Annotated in this window: 18 protein-coding genes; 3 read left to right on the top strand and 15 right to left on the bottom strand. The window is 38.7% G+C overall.

Annotation, left to right across the window (positions count from 1 at the left end):
• Positions 1-12: 12 nt before the first annotated feature.
• The 8 genes from VCM39_RS14540 to VCM39_RS14575 all read right to left on the bottom strand — a co-directional run bounded on the left by VCM39_RS14540 (position 13) and on the right by VCM39_RS14575 (position 14845).
• A complete protein-coding gene (locus VCM39_RS14540; protein WP_322932989.1) occupies positions 13-3111 on the bottom strand; it encodes an FAD-dependent oxidoreductase in 3099 nt (1032 codons plus the stop codon).
• 60 nt (positions 3112-3171) lie between these two features.
• The gene (locus VCM39_RS14545) at positions 3172-4434 is read right to left on the bottom strand and encodes a polysaccharide pyruvyl transferase family protein (RefSeq protein ID WP_322932988.1); all 1263 of its coding nucleotides are present in this window, start codon (positions 4432-4434) and stop codon (positions 3172-3174) included.
• A 109-nt stretch (positions 4435-4543) separates the two neighbouring features.
• Entirely contained in the window at positions 4544-6550 is a 2007-nt protein-coding gene (locus VCM39_RS14550; protein ID WP_221648857.1) for a RagB/SusD family nutrient uptake outer membrane protein, read from the bottom strand.
• Positions 6551-6578: 28 nt separating this feature from the next.
• Positions 6579-10091: a SusC/RagA family TonB-linked outer membrane protein gene (locus VCM39_RS14555; protein ID WP_322932987.1), complete on the bottom strand. Its 3513-nt coding sequence runs from the start codon at positions 10089-10091 to the stop codon at positions 6579-6581.
• Between the two features lie 131 nt (positions 10092-10222).
• A complete protein-coding gene (locus tag VCM39_RS14560; RefSeq protein WP_195349209.1) occupies positions 10223-11395 on the bottom strand; it encodes a FecR family protein in 1173 nt (390 codons plus the stop codon).
• A 189-nt stretch (positions 11396-11584) separates the two neighbouring features.
• Positions 11585-12187 carry an RNA polymerase sigma factor gene (locus tag VCM39_RS14565; protein WP_002561814.1) on the bottom strand — a complete coding sequence of 201 codons (603 nt, stop codon included), beginning with the start codon at positions 12185-12187 and terminating at the stop codon, positions 11585-11587.
• 293 nt (positions 12188-12480) lie between these two features.
• The gene (locus tag VCM39_RS14570; protein WP_221648858.1) at positions 12481-14493 is read right to left on the bottom strand and encodes a protein-disulfide reductase DsbD family protein; all 2013 of its coding nucleotides are present in this window, start codon (positions 14491-14493) and stop codon (positions 12481-12483) included.
• Positions 14494-14548: 55 nt separating this feature from the next.
• Positions 14549-14845: a Dabb family protein gene (locus VCM39_RS14575; RefSeq protein WP_322932986.1), complete on the bottom strand. Its 297-nt coding sequence runs from the start codon at positions 14843-14845 to the stop codon at positions 14549-14551.
• A gap of 108 nt (positions 14846-14953) precedes the next feature.
• Between VCM39_RS14575 and udk the strand changes: the two genes are divergently transcribed.
• On the top strand, positions 14954-15562 hold the full coding sequence (gene udk / locus VCM39_RS14580) for a uridine kinase (RefSeq protein WP_289292908.1): 609 nt from the start codon (positions 14954-14956) through the stop codon (positions 15560-15562).
• 2 nt (positions 15563-15564) lie between these two features.
• The gene (locus VCM39_RS14585; RefSeq protein WP_289292907.1) at positions 15565-16962 is read left to right on the top strand and encodes a transglycosylase SLT domain-containing protein; all 1398 of its coding nucleotides are present in this window, start codon (positions 15565-15567) and stop codon (positions 16960-16962) included.
• Positions 16963-17038: 76 nt separating this feature from the next.
• Here VCM39_RS14585 and VCM39_RS14590 read toward each other — a convergent pair whose 3' ends face one another.
• The 6 genes from VCM39_RS14590 to VCM39_RS14615 all read right to left on the bottom strand — a co-directional run bounded on the left by VCM39_RS14590 (position 17039) and on the right by VCM39_RS14615 (position 22879).
• Positions 17039-17611, bottom strand: coding sequence for a nitroreductase family protein (locus VCM39_RS14590; RefSeq protein WP_370634114.1), 573 nt, complete (start codon positions 17609-17611; stop codon positions 17039-17041).
• Between the two features lie 38 nt (positions 17612-17649).
• Positions 17650-20409, bottom strand: coding sequence for a methionine synthase (gene metH / locus VCM39_RS14595; protein ID WP_322932985.1), 2760 nt, complete (start codon positions 20407-20409; stop codon positions 17650-17652).
• 34 nt (positions 20410-20443) lie between these two features.
• Positions 20444-20896, bottom strand: a complete 453-nt coding sequence (gene smpB / locus VCM39_RS14600; protein ID WP_002561821.1) for an SsrA-binding protein — start codon at positions 20894-20896, stop codon at positions 20444-20446.
• 7 nt (positions 20897-20903) lie between these two features.
• On the bottom strand, positions 20904-21449 hold the full coding sequence (locus VCM39_RS14605; RefSeq protein WP_221648864.1) for a Yip1 family protein: 546 nt from the start codon (positions 21447-21449) through the stop codon (positions 20904-20906).
• Between the two features lie 32 nt (positions 21450-21481).
• Positions 21482-22297, bottom strand: a complete 816-nt coding sequence (locus VCM39_RS14610) for a hypothetical protein (protein WP_322932984.1) — start codon at positions 22295-22297, stop codon at positions 21482-21484.
• 81 nt (positions 22298-22378) lie between these two features.
• On the bottom strand, positions 22379-22879 hold the full coding sequence (locus VCM39_RS14615) for a DMP19 family protein (RefSeq protein ID WP_322932983.1): 501 nt from the start codon (positions 22877-22879) through the stop codon (positions 22379-22381).
• 408 nt (positions 22880-23287) lie between these two features.
• On the opposite strand from VCM39_RS14615, the gene VCM39_RS14620 reads away from it, so the two are divergent.
• The gene (locus VCM39_RS14620; protein WP_322932982.1) at positions 23288-25018 is read left to right on the top strand and encodes a hypothetical protein; all 1731 of its coding nucleotides are present in this window, start codon (positions 23288-23290) and stop codon (positions 25016-25018) included.
• Positions 25019-25413: 395 nt separating this feature from the next.
• Here VCM39_RS14620 and VCM39_RS14625 read toward each other — a convergent pair whose 3' ends face one another.
• Positions 25414-25818 (bottom strand): HsmA family protein, encoded by a 405-nt coding sequence (locus VCM39_RS14625; RefSeq protein WP_221648867.1) that lies wholly within the window; start codon positions 25816-25818, stop codon positions 25414-25416.
• Positions 25819-25870: the final 52 nt, after the last annotated feature.

A 25870-nucleotide genomic window follows, 5' to 3' on the forward strand; every position in this document is an offset into this window, starting at 1 on the left:
TTAGTTTGTCTATTATACTTCAATTGATTTCTTTAAGGGTGATACCTTGAACGACTTTTTATCCTTGACTAACTTACGCCATACAGCCCTATCATACCCACCATCTTTTCCGTAAACATTACACAGTTCATTTCTTGAAAAGTACCGGAAGTTTGAATGGATATCTTCCAAATAGCTAATTAGACATTCGGTTCCTTTCGTTGAACCGCAACGGATAGCAGCAGCAGCTAATAAAAGTTCCAAATTGGCTCCGTATATTCGCCAGCGTGTCTGATTGTATTCGCTTGTTTTATATCCTCTAATATTAGGATCATCCATCAGCTTCTCGAGATTCTCGATAAACTTAACATCCGGGTTACGTTCCAGATAGAAACACAGATTCACAATCCGGTTATAATATGGGATTAATTGCAAATCGATACGCCCCTTGGTATAAGCATCATCGGATACAACCATTTCTCCTCCTGACTTAGTTTCTTCCAGTATATAGTTTATCGTCTTACTGCCATCCTCTGTGGCAGGCATCATTCCCAACAAAGCTATGTCTTTATTAATTTGCCAATAAAGTAACTTATCATCATATTTTTCAAAATAACTCGAAGCATGTCCTTCTTGCTGTTCCTGTTTATAGAGTGTCTTCAATTCATCAATAATATAGTAACTTCCCGACGTGTCACCAAACCATGCCAATGCCTTTGCCAGAAATACTCCCGGTCTCTTTTCGAAAGTGGCTTGCAAAAGAGGAAGAATCAGTTTTTTTTCCTGCATGCAACATTTAAATAAAACCGTTTCGTCTCCCGTACTCAGTTTATCCACTATATCCTGTAAATCGACTTTTCTGGCAACTGTTGCATCGGCTGGTAAATAAGAGCTTGCTATTAATTCTTTTTGTACAGGAGTTATATCAAGTTCACGCGCATTACATTTCTTTTTTAAAATCTGAGCAGCAAGCATGCCAGTCACATATCCCAATACAGTTATATCAGCAGACATACGCGTAAATTGTAAAGCCTTATATGACTGTCCGATTGATTTTCCGGAAAGCAATAAACCATCAATTTTCCGTGGTACAATCGATCTATAAGGAATATTCACCATGGACATATTATCAAAATGAGGCAACATAAAACCACAACGTGATGACTCTGAACTTGAAAAATAATGAGGATCATAATCACTCCTTGCCTGTGCAATCGTATCTTCATAACATGCATCGGAAATAATATCTCTGGTACTAAGATTGTACACGGCATTTATTCTACGCGACTCACGGATAGCCAACATAGGATAAAAATCATAAAAATGAGATTCATAATGAGATAAATACAAACCACGTTGAGTCTCCAGTATCTCACAGTTATTAATAATATCATAATCACGGTTATAATCCTTTATTTTAGGTTTAAAAGGAATGTCCCAATGACTATAATTCTGGGTAATTCCCATCCGTGAATCTCCTACACTATAATTTTCTCCTGCAAAATAAGCAACATCTCCATCGCCTGTTGCATCAATAGTCAACTCGGCCAAAATCTTATATAGCCTGCCATTCTGGCAAACCGTTACGCTTTTAAGTTTAGTCTTATCAACTTCTGCCGCACATAATATGACACCATTGATGACTTTACATTTATGTTCCAAAAGCGATTGTAAATAGTAATAACTCCGCGGTAAAGTTGTCACAAAATTTGTATCAGCAGCTACAGTCTTAATTTTTTGCTCTAACTCTTTTATAAACTTATGTTCCTGATATCCCCTGTAATAACCATTTACCCCTGCTACTGTTTTGGTTCCCCCAAGTTCATTAAAATATTCAACTATAACTGTCTGAATCTGTTTTTGAGAGGCTGAAAGAGCAGCCATTGCACCTGCCGTTCCGGCTCCTGCCACCAATAATGCAGTTTTGTGTTTATCCAACTTCAGAATATCTATCGGAAAGGGAGATAACGGAGTCATAAACCCATTTTCTTTATAGCATTCGGATACTACATTGCAGTCGGCTTTCCCTCCAATATAATAAACCTGAGAGACAGAATTCATGTCAGGTGATTGCTCTATTTTTCCTACCAAAGATTTTGCCTGTTCCTTTATATCACAAACTGTCTTACAGGTATAAAATTCTGATGAATTTTCCATATAGTAGTAGTTCTTTATCCCTATCTTTCGAGAATCTATTTCCCCTTCAATATTTAAAGAACATTCTAATGCGGCATATCGCGTCCGTGCTTTAGAAAAAGCCGGGTCCGCTTCCCGGATTTGCTTACTTACCATTGCCGAGAGTAGGCGGGCCCGTTGTTCAATATGACTTAAATCATTATCTTCCGTAGCAAACCGATATTCTACGAAATATTGATCTTTGTCCTTTTTACCTGCATGTACACTTACAGTATCATTTAGCAGATTAAGCCCTGATAAATGTAGTTTGCCAAGTGAGTTTTTGTGAACAGAATCCATTTCGAGAACAAATCCGGCCTCACTTATCTGGTATTTCTGAGCAAATAATTCCCGGGTAAACAAAACCCCATCAGTAGCATCAACAAAACTCCTGCATGGAATAGAAAAAACTCCATGTTTGGAAGCAACCACCACTCCGGAAGTCTCACTCCTGTCATTCGTTAATATACCACAGACATCATTCATTAACAACACATCCACCTGGTTAACTAATAAAGAGCGAAGCATACCCTTCTTTATACTACCGGCAAACAAAAGAAGTTCGTTTCCGGAACGACTCTTACGCGGAGATTCCAAAGTATTATTCAAACTCTCTTCCTGTTCATCTGTCGGAAAAAAAAGATCAAGCAGACTCTTATCCCACTCTTCAAGCCCTTCAACTGATAACCAAAGTTTTCTTTTGGCTGCAATATCAAATCCCGGAGAAGTACGTTTATCTACAATTAATACTTTCAACCCTTTTTTTACAGCTTCCAAAGCAATAAAAAAGCCACATAAACCTGCTCCATTTATGATCATATCATATGATGACGCAGGATCGGCTTTCCGAAACACTTCCTGAGTTTCAGTAAGTACATCGGCAAAAGCAAAATTCCTCCCAACCAATACACCGCCCAAAGTCAACAAACCAATATTTAAAAATTCCCGTCTTTTCATTCCCCTTATTTTTTATTCTTCAAATTACCAATTATATATAGATGTGTTTTGTGTTATTATTCACTGATACAATAGATTGCTAATCGGTACACATGCTTTCTTATATATATCCGAGATCTCTTGCTGGCTGGTTATAACTTTTCTTTTTGCATCGGGATAATGGATTTCTATTTCAGTCAATCGATTGGCTATTTGAGTTCCGGTTGTCTCTTCTATTTCAAATATCCAATCCGAATATCCTAAATCATAATACATTTGTCCTTTAATGGTATCATCCGGTTGCCTTAAATAAAAGAAGGGTATCCCGTTGGCAGCCGCTATTATAGGAGAATGACATTCAAAACTTAATACCGCAAAAGATGCAGCATAGACAGAAGCAGCCTCATCCGGTAACCAATATCCTCTTTTCACAACATATGGTTTTACATCAGCAGGTAGAGAATCAATCAGCAATTCATCCATAAAATCAACCTGATAAGTCATTTCAGGGCAAACCAACACTTTATTTTTCGTCTCACGTACCCAACTGATAATGGCTTCTCTCAATTTTGAATGATCTTCTTCTTTATATTTATTATTATATGCTTCCACTTCGCATATTTTGGCTTCACTCCACAGATGCCTGTTTTTTATCCGGTAATAAGGTGTACGGCGTAAACGTGGTACGGCACAGATAAATTTGCCCTTTTCCAGACCATTTGCTTTCAAAAAAGCATTTCCTTTTTTCTTATCATGCAGATTAAAGAAAAATGTAGCATCCGGTACAAACCCGATATGAGTACCTGTGATACCCGCCTGCTTTAATACATCTATGGAAGCCGTCTCACGGGTATAAATAAAATCAGCCTGTTCCAAAAGATTCTTTAAACGGTTATCTACCTTGGGAATAGTTGTTCCAAAAATGCCAAAAGGTTTTCCATTCGTATATTTCACCCAGGCTTCCAAATGATACTGCCCCACAACATAAGGTCCCGAACTATGTATCATTAAATCTGCCATTTGAAATGCTTTAAGAACTTCCAGAGCATCCACTTGTGCATTCTTATCAACAGTCCCATGTACAATCCTTATTTTAGGAAAGTTTTTATATAAGAATTCTTCCACCTCTTTACCAACATTCTTTTCCCAAACAATGATATTTGCGTCCGGGAGATAGGTTTCCAATATATGTAGTAGTCCCGGAGTATGAGCAATATCACCTATATTCACATCCTGCCACCCCGAGACAACCAATATCGTCTTAGGATCACTTTTTTTTGCATTCAGGGTTATACAACTCAATCCAACAAATAGAAATATTAATATTCGTTTTAAGTAATTCATCTTCAAATATGGATATATTGGGGGATACCAATAACAGGTATCCTCCCGTTTGGCAAATAAAATCAGATAAGATAGGGCCTGATGCCCTATCTTAATTTAAAAAAAGAGATTACAGGTCTAACGGCCCTTCTCCGGCCTCTAAAGACCATCCCGGGTTTTGATAAATAACCGAGTTTGCTGCCGTTTGAGAATCCGGTGATGTCAACAAGAAGTGCTTTCTTGCAATCGGATCCAGATAATGAGCACTACAATAACGTAAACCGTCAAAGAATAAATTATTGGTTTTAGTAACAGACAATGGTATTAAGTAATCACTCAAACTTGGAGACGACATAATATTCTTACTATCAGCAGCCTGATCATGCAATAATTGTTTTGATGTATATAGCGATTGCATCGGTCCCCATACTTTACAACCTTTCAGAAGACAAGGGTTCTGATTTAATTGGTCTAATGCTCTCCAACGGATTAAATCTTCATAACGACGTCCTTCTCCTATAAATTCACAACGCCTCTCCCGACGAATATTATACAATGTCTTATCCACAAGAACTCCATGGGAATAAGCTCCCCAATCATTCTGAGCTTCAATATCCATATTAGTATGGTCAATGGTATTCTGATAATTCACATCAACTCCCGCACGTCTACGAATATCTTTCCAATATTTCTCCGCTTTAGCATCAATCCTTCCAGTCTTCTCGTAACAGGCTTCCATATAGTTCAAATAAGCCTCAACAGCACGGAATACAACGAAAGCTGTTATATCACTGGACACCATATTGAAATCGTGAGATTGTCCTTTTCCCAACAGATAACCGGTCGTTGTAGATTTCGTATAATCTTTACTATAAATCTCGGCAGGACTTGGAAACTCATCATGTTCAACCAACATATTCTCCAATACACGTACCTCTCCCGGAGCCTTCATAAACAAACGCCAACGCCAGTCACGATTTACTTTAGTATCGGCTATGTAGTCGTCGCCTTTATAATTACTGCCAGTAGCATAGTACGGAAGACCATTCTCCATTAAAAAGACATCGGCAAACTGCTGGGTATATCCTACTGAATAACCATAATAAACTCCACCATTGTATCCATGTTTCACCGGAGTTGCCAAATCAATGGAATAAGTCCGGTACATTACAGCTTCCGGATATGCTGCAGGATTTTTACTTGCAAATAAATCATAGTAAGGATTAACAGCTTGAGAAGCAGACTCTCTGATTGTCTTATTGTTGACAGTCAATGTTACTTTATCAGCTACTTGTTGAGCTGCATCCATCGCTGCTTCCAGAAAAAAATCTATTTCCGCATCAATACTGCCACTTGGGTATTGATAATCTTTCAAATACTCTTTTTGGCTACCGGGCCAATTAGGTCCCAGAGGCACATGTGCCGTTCCTTTATGATGTTTCAGCCAAGTACCTTCAAATAGTGCTACTCTGGATTTCATTATCAGAGCCGCATTTTTATTCAAACGTGTACGACCTCCTTGCGGAGCTGTATTCTTCATCATATCAATCGCCTTATCCAAATCGCTCAGAATAAACCTGGCTACTTCATTACGTGGTCTACGTTTGGAAGCTTCTGTCAATGTTTCCAAATCATCCGGCAAAGTAGTCGTTATTATAGGAAAATCTCCTAAAGCTTTCAACTTTTTAAAATATTCATAAGCTCTTAAAAAATATCCCTCACCTATATAATGCTTAACATTGGTCGGATCTCCTTTCAACTCTCCTTTCTCATAACGAGGAACAACCGTCTCCAAATAAAAATTCAAAGGTCTGATATCTGTGAAACTCCATGAACCTCCTGTTGAACCGACTTTAATCTGTCCCGGCATAAATTTGTTATCCCCATTACGTCCTACGGCATTGTCCGTACATATATCACTCCAATAAGGAGAATCAGCAGGATTACCTGTATAGCTATCCAGATTTGTATAGTATTTAATCGTATATGCAGCAAGATGCGATTCTTCCCATAAATATTTCTCGGGAGATATAGTAGATGGAGGAGTTACATCCAGGAAATCATCACATCCAACCATAGCAAACAATAAAGTATTGACTGCTATTATCTTTGCAATAGAACTATATATATTTTTCATATTTGTAAATTTTCTGGTTTATATTCTATTAAAAGGTCACACTTAAGCCAAATGAATAGGTCTTTGACAACGGATATACCATACCACCCTTAAGACCAATGCCGGCAGTTTCAGGATCCATAGTCTTAGACAGTTTAGTAAATGTAAGCAGATTCTCACCAGAGACAAATAAACGCAGATTTTGTATATATGCCCGTCTCATCCATTTTGCAGGAAAAGTATAGGATAGTTGCAAGTTTTTCAAACGCATATACGAAGCATTCTGCAAATAACGTGTCTGAGTGGATTTATTCTTATTAGCCCACAAAGGCCGTGGATAATACGCGTCATAATTAGCTCCCAAACGACTATCTTCATCACGGAAATAATTCATATGCTCATCAAAAACGACAGACCAGGATTTTCCACCTGACGTTGCTCCCCAAAATACAAAATTCAGATCAGTAGATGCAGAACCTACCTTTGCGTCCGGATAGTAATCCCGTTTTAATACTCCTTGCCAAAACATTGAAATTGCAAAACCTCTCCAGGAGGCATCCAAACTAATGCCTGTACGGAAACGCGGAGTACTATTCCCTATTTTCCTCAAATCACCCATATCATAAATTGTATTTGAGCCATTACTTACCTTTCCGTCACCGTTAGTATCGGCATACATAATATCACCGGCAGCCCACTTACTGCCTAAGGCATTTTGTCCACCATTGGGTAATGAAGCTAAATGTGCTTCCATCTCCTCATCAGTTTTTGCTATTCCAATCGTTTCATATCCAAAAATATCTCCCAGAATTTGTCCTTCATAATAAGTACTCAATGAACCTGTCAGATTCGGATATTTCAATATTTTCGTTCTACTGTCTGATAAATTGAATGACACTCCATACTGAAACTCATTAATACGATCTTTCCAGCCAATCTGCAATTCCCAACCTTTAGTTACTAAATCTGTGTTATTGGTTGCAGGGGCACTTGTTCCCAATGTTCCGGGTAAGTCTACTCCAGGTCCCATCATATCTTTTGTTGTACGGCTGTAGATATCAAAAGAACCCGTCAAACGGTTATTTAGTACTCCCCAGTCAAGACCAAAATTCAACGTTTTAATCTTTTCCCAAGTTAAAGAAGTAGATATTAATCCTGGAGCAGCCGCTGTATTAGGACGTAAACCGTCAATTAACCAATCTCCCTTTCCTGCGGCAGTTGTCATTGTGAGGTAAGTAGGGTAATAACTTTTAGCATTCTGATTGGCCAAAACACCATAAGAAGCTCTCAACTTCAACAGTTGAATATAATCAGCCGTACCCTTCATAAACTCTTCTCGCGCTATATTCCAACCTAAAGAAGCAGATGGAGAAGTTATCCAGCGTTTGTCACGACGATAACGCGAACTACCATCTCTACGCACGTTTACTTCCAGTAGATAACGCTCTTTATAATCATAATTAATACGGCCAAAGAAGCCTACCGTGCACCATTCATTATAGTTACCCTTCAATGTAGCATTCTCAACATCAGTAGTTTGATCTAAAACCGGAATATCATCGGATATTAAATCATTGCGTTGTCCGCTAAGCATGCGATTTTTATAAGACTCTAACTGAAATCCTACCATTGCTGCCAGATTATGTTCTCCTAACGCAATATTATAATTAGAATAAAAATTAGGGGTCAAGTGAGTAGCACGATATGCATACTCATATACACGACTCTTCTTCTGGCTCAGATTGGATACATAAGTCTTCAAAGGCTCTGTCGCATAATGCCCGTACACCAGATTCCAAACTTCATGTTGCCAGTCATTAGTAATACGTGCATTCATTTCCGCCATTATATTCCAATTCTTAACCGGAGTAATCGTCAGTTTCAATTGCTGATATAAATCATCATTCTGCTCCTGTCTTCTACCTCCATTCTCTAAATGCTCTGTATATGTCACATCTGCCAATCGATATCCATTCGGATCAGTTACCGGAATCAACGGAACCGAACGACGAAGTACTTCATTATAAAAATTACTTGACATCTGACTCGGACGCCCATAATCAGTACGTGAAAAACGGGTTGTATAATCCATCTTAATAAAATCTGTTACCTGAGATGAAATCTTACCTGTTGTTGCAAATCGTTTCTGATTATCAGTGCCATAACGCAAAAATCCATCTTGAGTCTGATAATTAGCCGACACATAATATGTCAGCTTATCTGTTCCACCACTTACACTCAGATTATGCTCCTGAGATGGTGACCAATCCTTATAATACTCTCTCAACCAATCCACATTGGCATAAGCTGTACCGGTATCCCACTTTCCATTACTATTCGGTTGAATGCCTCCATCATTCAATGTACCGTGCATATAATCCCAAACATTTTGTACCTGAGTATCATCATAAAGATAAGCACCGGCATTATTAAAATTGGCATCATTGAAATAATTAATATAATCCCATGAATTAGCCATCTTTGGTAACATTACAGGAGTTTTAAAACGAAAGTTATTGCTATAATTCACAGTAGACTTACCTTTCTTTCCGGATTTAGTAGTTACCAGAATTACACCAAATGGCGCTCTGGAACCATAAATTGATGAAGCAGCCGCATCCTTCAACACTGAAATATTATCAATATCCTGCGGATTGATATTCGAAAGACTACCTTCCATACCATCAATAAGCACCAATGGACTACCACTCGATGTCGAACCAATAGTTGCCGTTCCACGTATATTAATAGAAGGAGTAGCATTTAATTCGGCACCATTATTAGAGGTCGTAATATTAAGTCCCGGAAGTAACCCCTGCAAAGCCTGTACTGCATTTCCAACCGGACGAGCCTCCAATGATTTAGATTCTATTACTCCTACGGCACCTGTTAGATTCACCTTTTTCTGAGTTCCGAAACCAACAACTACAACCTCATCCATCAAATTGGTTTCCTCATCCATTACTATATCAATAACCTGTTTTTTACCGTTAAAAGATACTTCCTGTTTTTTCATGCCGACAAATGAAAATACAAGTATATCACCCGGCTGGGCTTCAATTCTATATTTACCATCTGCATCAGTTACTGTACCGGTTTGAGTACCCTGTACAGCAATGGTCACCCCAATCATAGCTTCACCGGCAATATCAACAACCGTACCACTAACCCAGGATTTCTTAGCATTACTTTGCCTGAATTGTTGTTTAGTCTTATCTACCGTAACGATAATCTGCTTCCCGTTCAAATAATATTTAATACCACGGGGAGTTAAAACTTCATTCAAAATACTTTCTACACTTTTATTCTCAGCAAATACAGATATTCTTTCTTTCACAGGAACATCTTCCTCGTACAGAATTACATAATTTGTATGTTTTTCTATGGTAGAAAATAATTCTTTAATAGTAATATCACGTACTTGCAGCGAAATATTAGTTTGAGAAAGAGTGTTTTGCGCATTCAATGTGTTTCCTATAATACTAATTACGAAACAGAGCAATTGAAATCCAATATATTTTTTAATGGAATTACATTTATAAATACTTACTTGTGTCCTCATAGTTATCTATGCTTTTATTTTATAAATTCAAATCACAGCTCTAAAAAAGCTTCCAAAGAAGCATACGATCCCCTATACTAAGGTGGTAGACGATAGTTTCTCATAATAATAAAAAATTAATTAGATGTTATTTATTTGCTATAGCGTTTCTTTTTCTGATAAACCTTCACAACATTTGTTTCTTTACTATATTCAAATGTAAAGGGCGTTGAATGTGACAAATTATGTAATACTTCACTAATAGAATCGTAAAGATTAAGATTTCCAATATATTTCTTTTTCGATACGGAACTATCAAATATAATTTTCACTCCATAGTATTTCTCTAAACGGGTAAAGATATGCTCCAACGGTTCATTCTGAATTTGCATAATACCATCTTTCCAGCAGGTATAAGCGTAGGTATCAACCTTTTTGACAACCGAAGAATTCCTTGCATAAAAGAAGCCCTCCTTGGGAATCAATTTATACTTGTTATTATCCGATCCCACTTCAACACTACCTTCTACTAATACCACAGACTTTTGAATATCCTCTTTATATGCACTCACATTAAACTTCGTTCCTAAAACAGAAACATCAAAATCTTTCGTATGTACAAAAAATGGGCGGGATTGATCTTTTTCTACTTCCAGATATGTCTCTCCTTCTATATATATATCACGTCTGTCTTCTAAAAAGGTCTTCGGATACAACAACTTACTACCGGCATTAAGCCAGGCAACCGTACCATCATTAAATCTGATAGCAGTACGTTTGCCCACCGGCACAACCAACTGAATCATCTCTCCCTGCAAATCAGAGAATTTCATTTTCTTCTCAGTTCCCACAACAAAATCCCCTTGTGCCGTCTGATTTATGACTTCATTATTGGGAATAGCAGTTCTTAAACCACCCGAAATAATAAGAATTTCACTGGATGTACTTTGTATTGAGTCAAGTAAAGCCAATACCTCTTCTTTATTATCAACATAATCTTTTCCCATTAATAATAATGACGATACTACCAATATAACAGATATACAGGCTGCACATGCCGTTGAAATCCAATATAACCTTCTTCTGTTTTTTCTACGATCAATCCGATCCCAAAAACCTTTAAGGCTACGTTCAACTTGCAAATCAGAAACAACAGTTTCTTCAACCTTTATATTCTGCAATAAAAGAAATGCATTTTCAATGACTTCACATTGCTCAGGATGAAGGTCCATCATCCACTTCAGGGCTTCTTGATCATTTTCCTTAGCAATATTGATAAGTTTCTCATCAAAAATCCAAAACTCTATGTTGTTTCTATTTTCCATTCTATCTTTATTTCTATTAGTAGTACAATTCTATCTTTATTTTGTAATCACTACACAAGACATTTTTTATAGCTATACTACAAAAATATCTTCTACAGGCACAAATATATCATTTAATCACCTTATTATCAGCAAATAAACTTAATACATAAAAAATAATATTGTTTTTTAGAAAAGATTATTTTCTCATTAGAAATGATAGTCCGAGAACAAAGCGATCATGAATAGTAATACGAAGAAATCATTATTTTCTTTCCTGATCTTTTCCATAGCTCTATATGTCAGATTGCGCGCGGCCTGTTCAGACATATCCATAATCCGGGCTATTTCTTCATATTCTTTTTGATGTAAAAATCGTAAATAAATGATTTCTTTTTGTCGAGGAGTTAAACTATTAATTATTCTATGTATCTTTTCCTTTAAAGCCTTTAATTCTTCTTCATCTTCAATTTGGGTGTTTTCAACAAAATAAGGTAGTTCAAAGTTTTCAAATTCATCCAGATACAAATACTTTTTCCTTTGTTTTTCATGATTAACAAAGGCATTTCTCACAGCTGCATAAAGAAATGCCTGAATAGTAGAAAAATCTTTTATTAATTGAGGGCGAGTATAAAGTTTAACAAATAATTCTTGTATAATATCATCTATTAATTCACTGTCCATACCTAAACTTATACCATAAGAATAGAGTTTCCTATAATTGTGACGATAGAAGACAGAAAAGGCTTCCTTATCCCCTTCAAGAAATAATTTCCATAAGTCCAATTCATTATAAGATTCAAAGGTTGACATTCTTTATATTGTTAATGCTAATCAGTAATCGTAAATCATCTGCTGATTTAATAAGTTAAAACATTATTATTCAGCTATCTCATTCATCTCTTTTAAGTGAATTGAAAGTCAATATATTAGAATAGTAAATTTACTCACTATTCTAATTTATGACTTTCAAAAAGAGCTAAAATTTAGATGGAAAAAATTACCATCATATTCATTTATCTGATCTTATCTAATAAGGAATCAGAGGAAATTACTGATTCCACTATTAATAAATTATTCAATTGGCATATCGAATAATCAGCATATTATTTTTCCTTCCGATAGTTTTCAAGCCCTGTTCTCAGGAATTCGATGTATTTAGGAATATCTTCATTATAAGCATAAGACTTATTCAAAGGTTTTCCTTCATTATCTATCAACACATAGAAGGGTTGGGCATTGGCACCAAACTTCACACGTTGCAGATAACTCCATTTATCACCTACAGTACGCAAAGTTCGTTCAGTGCCATTCTCCATAATCTTCACCGGTTCAGAAAGCGGAGTCTTGTTGTCTACATATAGAGTGATCAATACATAGTCATCATTGATGATTTTACTTACTGTCGGATCAGTCCACACAGCAAGCTCCATTTTACGGCAGTTAACACAACCATAACCCGTAAAATCAAGCATGACCGGCTTATTGTGCAATCTGGCATACTCCATCCCCAAATCATAATCATCAAATTTAGCATGTACCTCATTTGTATACAGATTGAAATCCTGCGTTTTCATAGGTGGAGCAAATGCACTAACGGCTTTCAACGGTGCTCCCCATAAACCGGGTACCATATAAACTGCAAATGCAAGTGATACGAGCGCCATAAAGAAACGGGATACGCCTATTTTAGTATCATCATCATCGTGAGGAAATTTAATTTTACCCAACAAGTAGAAACCAAGCAATGCAAATATCACAATCCATAAAGCCAGGAATGTTTCACGATCAAGAATTCTCCATCCGTAAGCCAGATCGGCAACAGATAAAAACTTCAAAGCAAAAGCCAATTCGAGAAAACCAAGTGTTACTTTTATCACATTCATCCAACCACCAGACTTCGGCATAGACTTCAACCAGGAAGGGAAAAGAGCAAACAAAGTAAACGGAAGTGCCAAAGCAATGGCAAAACCAAGCATACCGATGGCAGGAGCTACCACACTACCTGTAGTAGATACCTGTACTAATAAGAATCCAATAATAGGGCCTGTACAAGAGAAAGATACCAGTGACAGAGTGAAAGCCATCAAAAAGATACTAATCAGTCCTCCTGTAGCTTCTGCCTTACTATCCACTGCATTGCTCCACTTTGAAGGAAGCGTAATCTCAAATGCACCAAAGAAAGAAGCTGCAAATACAATCAGCATCAAGCAGAAAAGAATATTAAAGACAGCATTGGTAGACAAAGCATTCAATGCACTTGCACCAAAGATAGCCGTAATAGCAAGTCCCAATGTAACGTAAATCACAACGATAGAAGCACCATATGTCCAAGCGTCACGGATACCTTTCTTTTTATCTTTACTACGTTTCAGGAAGAAACTTACAGTCATGGGGATAATAGGCCAAACGCAAGGTGTAAACAGTGCAAGTAGTCCTCCCAGGAATCCGGTAATAAAAATATAAATCCATGACATATCTTCCTGAGAATGTTCTTCTCCATAAGCATGCAAATCATCAATAACCGGCTTCCAAAGGATGTCAGCAGAAACAGCAGGTTTTACAATTGCAGTAGTGTCTGCAGATGTAGTAACTGTTTCTGATTCAACTTCTGCGTCTTTTTGAAGCTCAGCTTTAGAGTCTCCTACCGTTTCTGTAACCTTTAAGGTAGTTTTCCCTGATAGATTAAACGGAACCTGTGTCGGTGGTAAACAACTTTCGTCATCACATGCCCCATATTCCAGATATCCTTCAATAGTATATGTACCGGCAATAAACTTTATCTTCTGAACAAACTGTGCAGTATTCTCAAAATAACGCACTTTCATTTGAAAAAGTTTATCAAATGTTGAGATTTCATTTCCTACCGGCTTCAGCTTGCCAACCAATTCCAAACCATTCTTTTTATCGACATTGAATGTTGCCGAAATAGGCCCGCCATCACCTAAGTTAGTAGAATATACATGCCATCCCGGATCAATGGCGGCAGTAAATATTATTTCACCTTCAGTATCCGACAATGCCTTTAATTCTGTCTTAAACTTTACAGGATCTTGAATCTGTGCATGAGCCGCCAAGACAACAAACATCAGCAACAAAAAAGAACATAATTTTCTCATTCTCTATTCAGTATTTTAAATTATAACAGTTATGTAAACGCTCTGGTTCACTTACTTACTCGTAGTCCACACAGGCACGGCTCTCTTTTGCCTCAGCTATAATTTTGCCGGCAGCTACATGAAGAGGATGAGTAGCATAGAACTTCACGTCGTCCAGATTATCAAATTCACTATACAACGCAATATGCCACGTCTCACCCGGATTGGTATTTAATCCCACTTCGATTTTACGAATAACAGGAATTACGGAAGGAAGAGCTTCTATCGCCTCTTTAAATTTATTCATCACAATGAGTTTCTCGGCTTCCGGTACTTCATCCTTTAACTTAAATAATACAATGTGTTTCACCATAACGTTGCTATTTTAATTTATTGTTTATATATTTGTCAGCCGAAGAAGCTGCATTATCTTTATCAATGCAAAATTACTCTATTTGTTTTAAATATACACTATGAACAGATGTTAATAATAGGAATAGCAGGCGGAACGGGTTCGGGAAAGACCACCGTCGTAAGGAAAATTGTTGAGAGTCTACCCGCCGGTGAAGTTGTATTACTTCCACAGGATTCATATTACAAAGACAGTAGCCATGTACCTGTTGAAGAACGGCAGAATATCAACTTTGACCATCCGGATGCATTTGAATGGAACCTGCTCTCAAAACATGTTTCTATGTTGAAAGAAGGTAAAAGCATAGAACAGCCCACTTATTCCTATCTTACTTGTACCCGCCAATCTGAAACCATACATATTGAACCGCGTGAAGTGGTTATTATTGAAGGGATTCTTGCCCTTTGCGATAAAAAACTGCGTAACATGATGGATCTTAAAATTTTTGTAGATGCCGACCCGGATGAACGTCTGATACGTGTAATACAACGGGATGTAGTGGAACGCGGACGTACTGCTGAAGCTGTTATGGAACGTTATACGCGCATATTAAAACCAATGCATCAGCAGTTTATCGAACCTTGCAAAAGATATGCCGATCTTATTGTACCCGAAGGAGGTAATAATAATGTGGCAATTGATATCCTGACAATGTATATTAAGAAACATTTGAAATAAGAATGACAGTCCGGCGCTCTATACTGCCTGTCTTCTTCATCATCCTCTTTTCTGTATTGGCCTGTAGACACAGACACCACCCGACAGAGAAAGTGGGAGCATATGATTTGGCACAGATTAAAGACAGCGGTGAACTGGTTGTACTGACATTATACAGCTCAACAACCTATTTTATTTACCGCGGACAGGAAATGGGGTTCCAATATGAGTTGAGCGAACAATTTGCCAAAAGCCTGGGTGTAAAGTTACGCATTGAAGTAGCACGAAATGTACCTGAATTAATTGAAAAGCTTCTCGCCGGTGAGGGTGATCTTATTGCATACAATCTTCCTATAACCAAAGAATTGAAAGATAGCCTGATTTATTGTGGAGAAGAAGTGATTACGCATCAGGTAATTGTGCAGCGAAACAATGGTAAAACAAAACCAATAACCGATGTAACGGAGCTTGTCGGCAAAGATGTATATGTAAAACCCGGTAAATACTACGACAGGCTCGTCAATCTGAACAGTGAACTGGGAGGTGGTATACAGATTCACAAGGTAACAGGCGACAGCATCACAACCGAAGATCTCATCACACAAGTAGCACAAGGAAAAATCCCCTATACAGTGGCAGATAACGATTTGGCAAAGTTAAACACAACTTATTATCCGAATCTGAATATCAAACTCTCTATCAGTTTTGATCAGCGGGCCTCATGGGCTGTACGGAAAGACTGTCCTCAACTGGCTGCTGCCGCAGACAAATGGCACGAAGATAATATGACTTCACCGGCTTATAGTGCCAGTATGAAGCGATACTTCGAAATCAGTAAAGCAGTTCCTCACTCTCCTATCCTCTCATTACGTGAAGGAAAAATTTCTCATTATGATAAACTATTTAAAAAGTATGCCAAAGAGATAGATTGGGACTGGCGTTTACTGGCATCACTGGCCTATACAGAATCTAACTTTGATACAACAGCCGTATCATGGGCAGGAGCCAAAGGCTTGATGCAGCTCATGCCTCAAACAGCACGTGCGATGGGATTGCCTCCCGGCAAAGAACAAAATCCGGAAGAAAGCATTAAAGCAGCTGTGAAATATATAGCAAGCACCGACAGGAGTCTTAGAATGATTCCCGATAAACAGGAACGTATTAAGTTCATTCTTGCATCCTACAATGCCGGATTAGGACATATATATGATGCCATTGCATTGGCTGATAAGTATGGAAAAAATAAAAATGTATGGGACAATAATGTAGAAAACTACATCCTGCTGAAAAGTAATGAAGAATACTTTACCGACCCCGTTTGTAAAAACGGTTACTTCCGTGGAATAGAAACATATAACTTTGTGAAGGATATCATGTCGAGGTATGAATCGTATAAGAAGAAAATAAAAAGTAGTGATTAGTGATGAGTGATAAGTGATTAGTGGGCTGCGCAGCTTGCTAATCACTTATCACTCATCGCTAATCACTAATCACTATTTACCACTTCTCATAATGTATTTTCTTCTCATCATATTTCTGTTTCGGTTGCTGCTGAGTAGCAGGATATCCGAAAGGAATAACACACAGTGGTAAGATATTTTCGGGCAGAGCAGTATACTTACGGACTACCTGCATACGGTCTTCATAGGGATAAGCAGCAGTCCAGACAGCACCAAGCCCCAGACTCTCAGCAGCCAAAAGTATGTTTTGCGTAGCAGCTGAACAATCCAGATACCAGTAAGAAGAACGGGTGGAATCGCCACATACAACAATGGCATAACGAGCCTCTGTTAGCATTTTAGCATAAGGCAAAGCAGCAGCCATAGAATCGAGAGAAGCCCGTTCGGTTACTACAATGAACTCCCACGGACGCTGATCTTTCCCCGAAGGAGCAGCCATACCGGCACGCAGCATCAAGTCTATCTTTTCTTCTTCTACCCCCTTATTCAGATAGGTACGTACACTTTTGCGGGCAAAAATATTATCCAAAGCCGCATTACCGGAAGCAGATGCTGCACCTTGCGGAGCAGAAGAACAGGAGACAATGATAGTCAGTAAAACAGCTGCCATCAACAACAAAGCGGAAATCCTTTTCATACTCATATCAATTAAAACAGGTTTAATTTATTTTTTTGTGCTTCTTCAAGCGATACTGTTTCTCGACGCATCATGCCACTCTTCTCACGCAATTCCTGATATTCTTTTGCCAACTCCCCAACAAGTTCCTCTTTTGCTTTCGGATTAAGTAAACGCGCTGCTACACCGGCATTCAACGAGGCATCTTTCAGATGAACCACCGGAGCATGATAAACAGGAGCAATCTTCAAAGCAGTATGCATTTTGGAAGTCGTTGCACCACCTATCAACAAAGGAATGTCCAGACCCACTTTCTCAAGTTCCATAGCTACATGAACCATTTCTTCCAAAGAAGGAGTAATCAGCCCACTCAAGCCAATCATATCTACTTTCTCCTCAATAGCTCGCTGCACAATCGTTTCAGCAGGTACCATCACCCCTAAATCTACAATGTCATATCCGTTGCAAGCCATCACTACGGCAACAATATTTTTTCCAATATCATGTACGTCCCCTTTTACAGTAGCCAATAATACTTTTCCGGCCGGAGGCGCTCCTTCCTGTTTTTCCGATTCTATAACAGGCTGCAAAACAGCCACAGCTTTCTTCATGGTACGAGCCGTTTTTACTACCTGAGGTAAAAACATCTTTCCGGCACCAAACAGTTCACCAACATGATTCATGCCCTCCATCAATGGCCCCTCAATCACATCCACTGCCTTATCATACAGTGGCAGTGCTTCCGCCAAGTCTTCTTCCAGAAAGTCACCAATACCTTTCACTAATGCATACTGCAAACGTTCCTGCACAGTCCCCTCTCTCCAGGCTAAATGGGTTGAAAGCTGAGAGTTAGAAGTTGAAAGTTCACCATTCTTTTCGGCCTTCAACGCTTCGGCAAGTTCGATCAGACGTTCGGCAGCATCAGGACGACGATTCAGAACAACATCCTCTATCTTTTCGAGCACATCGGCCGGAATATCCGTATAGAGTACGGAAGTAGCCGGATTGACAATTCCCATATCCATCCCTTGCTGAATAGCATGATAAAGAAAAACAGCATGCATTGCTTCACGGATGTAGTTGTTCCCCCGGAAAGAGAATGAAAGATTACTAATACCACCACTCACATGTGCACCGGGAAGATTTTTACGAATCCAGCCGGTTGCATTGATAAAGTCGACAGCGTAATTATTGTGCTCTTCGATACCCGTAGCTACAGCAAGAACATTCGGGTCAAAAATAATATCATGCGGATTGAATCCTATCTTATCAACCAACAAACGGTAAGCCCGCTCACAGACTTCTATTTTACGGGCAGCAGTGTCTGCCTGTCCTTTCTCATCGAAAGCCATTACCACAGTAGCAGCACCATATTGTTTAATAATGCGGGCATGCTCTAAGAACTTCTCTTCTCCTTCTTTTAAAGAGATAGAATTCACTACCGATTTACCTTGCAGGCATTTCAGTCCGGCTTCAATGACCTCCCACTTAGAAGAGTCAATCATTACAGGCACACGAGCTATATCAGGCTCCGAAGCTATCAGATTGAGGAAAGTTGTCATCTCCTGACATGCATCCAACAACCCATCATCCATATTTACGTCAATGATCAACGCACCATCTTCTACCTGCTGACGGGCTATAGAAAGTGCTTCATCATATTTCTTCTCATTAATAAGCCGCAAGAACTTACGCGAACCGGCTACATTGCAACGCTCACCGATATTTACGAAATTGATTTCCGGTTTCACCTCCAGCAATTCCAGTCCCGAAAGCCAGAGACAATCAGGCTTAGGAGCAGGTACATGAGGCTTTGCTCCTTCTATTAAGGCCGGATATTCTGCAATATAGGCGTCAGTAGTACCACAACAGCCACCAATGATATTTATCAATCCTTCATGGATGTATTCTTTTACTTCATGAGCCATATCGGCCGGGGTCTGATCATATTTACCCAGACTATTAGGAAGCCCGGCATTCGGATAAGCACTGATGTAATAAGGTGCACGGTTGGCAAGCTGCTCAAGAAATGGCTTTAATTGCTTGGCACCAAAAGAGCAATTCAGTCCCACCGAAAGTATATTGGCGTGTTGCACAGAAGCCAGGAAAGCATCCAATGTCTGCCCCGAAAGTGTACGTCCACCCGTATCGGAAACAGTAACAGATAGCATAATGGGAACTTCAATACCTGTCTTTTTCATCGCCTGCTCTGCTGCATAGATGGCCGCCTTGGCATTCAGGGTATCAAAGATTGTTTCAATCAGAATGGCATCCACTCCTCCTTCGAGCATAGCTTCCATTTGCTGCTGATAAGCGGTAGCCAATCCATCATAGCTTAATGCACGAAAGGCCGGATTATTCACATCAGGGCTCATAGAGCAGGTCTTATTGGTAGGACCTACCGAACCTGCCACAAAACGAGGTTTTTGCGGATTCTTTGCTGTATATTCATCCGCCACTTCACGTGCCAGTTTCACAGCAGCAAGGTTGATCTCACGTACATACTCTTCTACGTGATAATCGGCCATAGAAACCGTAGTCGAACTAAAAGTATTGGTTTCGATGATATCGGCACCTGCCTCCAGATATTTACGGTGAATATCCTGAATTACATCCGGACGGGTCAGGCACAACAAATCATTGTTCCCTTTCAGTTGTCCGGGAATGTGTGCAAAACGTTCGCCACGGAAATCTTCTTCCTTTAAGTTGTATTGCTGAATCATAGTTCCCATCGCCCCATCCAATATAAGGATACGCTGGGATATTAATTGTGGAATAGTCATCTTTTTCATTGGTGCATTGGCATATTAGCACATCGGCACATTATTATCTCTTAAACATCCGGTCCATATCACGACGATCATCTTTTTCCTTCAAAGACTCGCGCTTGTCATATTGCTTTTTACCTTTAGCCAAAGCCACAACAACTTTAGCTAATCCTTTTTCGTTGACGAACATACGAACGGGCACAATGGTAAATCCTGTTTCCTTCGTTCCCCGTTCCAGCTTCTTCAACTCCTTCTTATTGAGTAACAGCTTCCTGTCTCTACGGGCTGCATGATTATTGTACGAGCCATAGAAATATTCGGCAATGTGCATATTCTTTACCCACAACTCACCTTTTGCAAAGTAACAAAACGTATCTACCAGACTTGCCTTTCCTAAGCGAATAGACTTTATCTCCGTTCCGGTGAGCACAATACCCGCAGTATAAGTATCCAGTAACTCATAGTCAAATGTAGCACGTTTATTCTTTATATTTACAGGAGCCAGTTTCATTATTTTCTTAATTTAATATTGCTGTTAGTTTATTGAACACAAATTGAATCACTGCCGGACATAGTATTAACAACAAAGAGGACAAAATGGTGAATCGTAACCGGTTCTTTTCTTCAACCTGCATCACAATCGGAGCACCTTCCCATACCACATAAACGATATAGAACTGCAACAACCAGCCGATGATGCTAAAGTCAGGCAACAGTCCGGTAATTATTTTCAGCAGGAAACTGACAACCAGTGCATATCCTGCAAACTGCTGAGTCAGAGAGATATCATCTGACATCCCAAACATCTGTACCCTCAGTTGGTTGATGGCATAAGCCGCCAAAAAGTAACCACCGAACAAGGCCACAGCCACAGCACAGCATTGCGTCATGGCTATCTGAAAACTTTGCGGACCTCCCCATCCATTGGCCAATAAAGAACCAATAAAGACAGCAAGACCACATAAACCAATCATAGGATAGACAAAAGCCACAAAGACTTTTCGCCTATCCTCTTCCAAACGAATTTCCTCCCAGGCCTTGGCCGGAGAGGAAATTAATGACATTGCTATTTTAAATAACTCTTTGTAATCCAAATTTATTCTTTAGCCTTAATTTGTACTTCGTATGTTTTAGATGACGTATTATTTTTATCTTCCAGGTCTATATTAGTATTATTCACCTGTGTCTCAATAATAATTTTTGTATCTGTATCAATAGGCGTCACATTGAGCTTGCTTAGATTAAATGCCTTATAGAATACAAATGGATATTGCCCTGAGAAATTTACGCTTGTATAATTGGTAGAAGTATCCTTTCCGTTGTTATGACGCAAATACAATTTTATGGTATTCTCTTCAGCAGGTTCATTAGGATAATGAACGAGTGTAAAATAGTGAGATAATAGACCATCCACTCCCATAAAATAATCTATCTGAAGCAGTAGCGTGCTTTCGTCAAACATAAAAGGTTCATATTTATAAAAAGAACCAATTGTCCCATCTAAGCTTCTGATAGGAGCCTTTGCTATCGAATCGTTAGAAGCTCCTTCTTCTGATACAGATTCTACAGTGGCATCCAATCCCATTGCATACATCAACTGCAAATCCTTCAAAGACTCTGTATTTTCTGTAACCGTCTGTGTAGCGGAGTCATACTGATATATAATATAAGCCATATCACCTGAACTCGGATCAAAGCCATAGGTACTTTTCATCGTAGCCATAGAAGTTGCTGACGGATAATACTTAAATCCATTAGCGTCCACAAAATAAGTACTTCCAAAAGTGGAGGTATGTACTTTAACAAAAGCATCTTGTCTCACTGTAGTATCATCATCTCCATTCATACATGAAGTAAATCCAACGCCCATCAATATAACCAGGGCTAACATCAAAAATTTCACTTGTTTCATAAATCTATTATTAGAGTTTGCAAAGATATAAATTCCAATTCACAATAGGTAAATGCAGATACTTAAAAAATACTGCACCGACTACTTTATTATTTTTGCAAATAACTCCAAATGATCATCCAAATACCCTGCTACTGTCACAGTTACCTGTTCTTCCATTTCAAAATATTCTTCTTCAAGTTCGTCAAAAGCTTCATACTGCTCATACATTGCCATGAATTCATCTTCGGTTCGCTCTTTTTCAAGATCAGCACGATGAGCATCATATACCTTTTTCGCCCGGTAAATCAATTTGGAAAATTCTTCAGCCCCCCACAGACGCATCACTTTGGCAAAAGGATTATCAAAAATATATCCCCCATAACCATTCTGTATCAATTGACAAAAACCTCCCGTCATAATCTCATCACGAAAAATCTGATAGGCCAACAGCGAATGTTGTTCACCTGTAAGCAAAGCCATCGTTTCGGCAGTCAGCTCACCCCCTATCACTTCTTTATATTTATCAGTAAATACCTGGATAAACTCATCCATCCCTTCACCCGCAGCTTTTTGCAGAGCAGCATCTGTTACTTCTATCATAAATGTGTTCCTGTTTATACAATGTTGCAAAGTTACGAACTTTATCAATGAAATACCTTTTTTTGTCCATAAATTTTATATTCACATTATTATATATGCGCGCAGGCGTATTTTCTTCTTTTTTTAAAAGAAAAATCCCCGTGTAATTAATAGAGGGTAGGGTACCCTACCCTCTATTAATTACACGGGGATTTTATTATAAGAATATTCAAGTTATCGGTAATAGGATGCAGATGTAATGGCGCACATCAATATATGTAATGCTCTGCCACAGATATTGTTACGGTCCATTACATATATTGGCTTTTTGCTTACAAAAGCCAAAACTTACACATAGAAGAATAATATATCCACATACACAAAAGAAATAATGCCGATTTTTGCAGAAAACAAAAGTATTAATCAGTTATGAAACGAATCATTACTCTATTTTCCATATTAGTTATGGCAACGGTAGCCGGCTGTGGACTCCATGCACAAAACACACCTGCTTTTCCGGGAGCAGAAGGATTTGCCCGGTATACCACCACAGGTGGACGAGGAGGAACAGTTTATCGTGTTACCAATCTGAACGATAGCGGAGCAGGATCACTCCGGGAAGGACTTAAAAGTAGTAACCGTATTATTGTTTTTGATGTATCAGGAACTATCGCTCTGGAAAGTACGCTCGAAATAAAAAATAATAATATAACCATTGCCGGACAAACAGCTCCCGGAGATGGTATTTGTATCAAGAACTATTCCGTAGTAATAAAAGCCAGCAATGTGATCATCCGCTTCATTCGTTGCCGGATGGGCGATGAGAAAAAAACAGAAGATGATGCGATGTGGGGACGCAATCAGAGTAATGTAATCATAGACCATTGTACTATGAGCTGGAGTACCGACGAATGTTCTTCTTTCTACGGAAACAAAAATTTCACCATGCAATGGTGCATTTTAAGCGAGAGCCTCACTAATTCGGTACACGGTAAGGGTAGTCATGGATACGGTGGCATTTGGGGAGGCGAAGGAGCATCTTTCCACCACAACCTATTGGCACATCATAAGAGCCGTGTACCCAGACTTTGTGGTAGCCGTTATACAGGAAGACCTGATGATGAAATGGTAGATTTACGTAATAACGTATTTTATAACTGGGGACCTACCAATGGCGGATATGCCGGAGAAGGAGGTAACTATAATTTCATCAATAACTACTATAAGCCGGGGCCTTCAACAGCAACAAAAGACAACATTACTTACCGCATCTTTTCACCGAATGCCGACGACGGGACACAAACCAATGCGCCCGGTGTATGGGGAGTATTCTATGTATCAGGAAACTATTTCGATGATAGCTGTTCTAAGCTAAGCAGTAAATCAAAAACAAATATTGCCAAGACAAATGCAGACAATTGGGTAGGCATTCACCCGAACACCAATAATGGTGCATTGCCCGAAGGAAACATCGAAAATATCAAAAGTCCCGTAGAGTTTGAAACAGCTTCTACGACTACCCATACTGCAATCGCAGCCTATGAAAAAGTACTGGACTACGTGGGGGCAAGCCTGAAACGTGATGTAATAGACGCTCGTGTTATCTCTGATGTCAGAAATGGAAATTATACTTTCGAAGGTTCTAATGGGAGTAGTAACGGACTCATTGATTCACAAACTAATAGTGAAGGTTACATCACATATCATTCGACAACTAAGCCTGTGGACAGTAATAATGACGGAATTCCCGATGATTGGGCAGCGAAATATCTTCCACAAGGAAAGACCTACAAAGATATTGATCCTGAAACCGGATACTGTTATCTGGAACTATATATCAACAGCCTGGTAGACGAACTCATGAAAGCCGGATATGAAAATGCCGAATCGTCGCCAAGCAAAGATGACTTCGGGCTAACAGGAACACCAACAGGAATAGAAAAAGCGACAGACCTTCCCGGCCTGTCTCTCCATAAAGAAGGCAATAAGATTGTAATTTCAGGATTAGAAGGAAAAAGTGTCATCGAGATTTATGACTTGATGGGACGGTTTCAAAGTTCACAGACAAGTAACAGTACACTACAAGAGTTCACTCTCCTTCAGCCTGCTATTATCAGAGTAACTGATAACAGGCAAACAAAGAGTTTTAAAGTCCTTTAATGAGGGACTAAGGGATTTACGATTGGACGATTTACTATTTACGATTGAAGAGTTACTCTTAATTACAAATAAAGTAATTTCAATCGTAAATAGTAAATCGTCCAATCGTAAATCCTTTAACACTATTAATACAAGAATCTCCATTCCTATCTTTATCAAACAAGAATACGTACTTTTATATCCTAAAAATACGATAGTTTATATACATAAAGTACGCACTTAACATCCTATTAAATACGTACTTTTACACTCAAAGAATAGTATAGTTTGTAAACTAAGAATCAACGTATTACACAGAAACAGACGATAAATCATCGTTCTTCTTTATTCCATCCGACAACAGATAATTACTTTTTTGACAACTATCCGTCATCCGAAAAAGAATACACTTTAGCTTAATGATGTAGCGACATACCTAAGTACATTCCAATAAAATAAGGAATCAACCAGATGCACCATACAAAAATACTGAACCTGTTGAAATGAGCCTTCGCCGCAGCAGATCCCTTCGTATAAGTCCAGATAGCCCACATAGCGTGTACCAGCATCAACAGAATGGCAATAACACCTGTCACAGTATGTATCTCATCATGTAAATGAGTCATATGAGCAATACTCTTCATCAATCCCGTCCCCACGGTATCTGCTACCAGCCCGAAGAGAAAAAACAATATGTGCCAGAATTTAAGTTTCCCCTGCACATGTTCTCCCCACACTCCTATCGTGTAGAAAACCAAAGCAGCTGTTATAACAGAAATAGCTGCTATTAAATAGTGTATATCTATCTGATTAAGTTCCATAATTACATTTTTCAAAAAACAACAAACTCTGGGAGGAATAGTTCAGATATTA

Origin of the sequence: Bacteroides mucinivorans (genome assembly GCF_034654355.2) — a bacterium.
Classification (GTDB): domain Bacteria; phylum Bacteroidota; class Bacteroidia; order Bacteroidales; family Bacteroidaceae; genus Bacteroides; species Bacteroides nordii.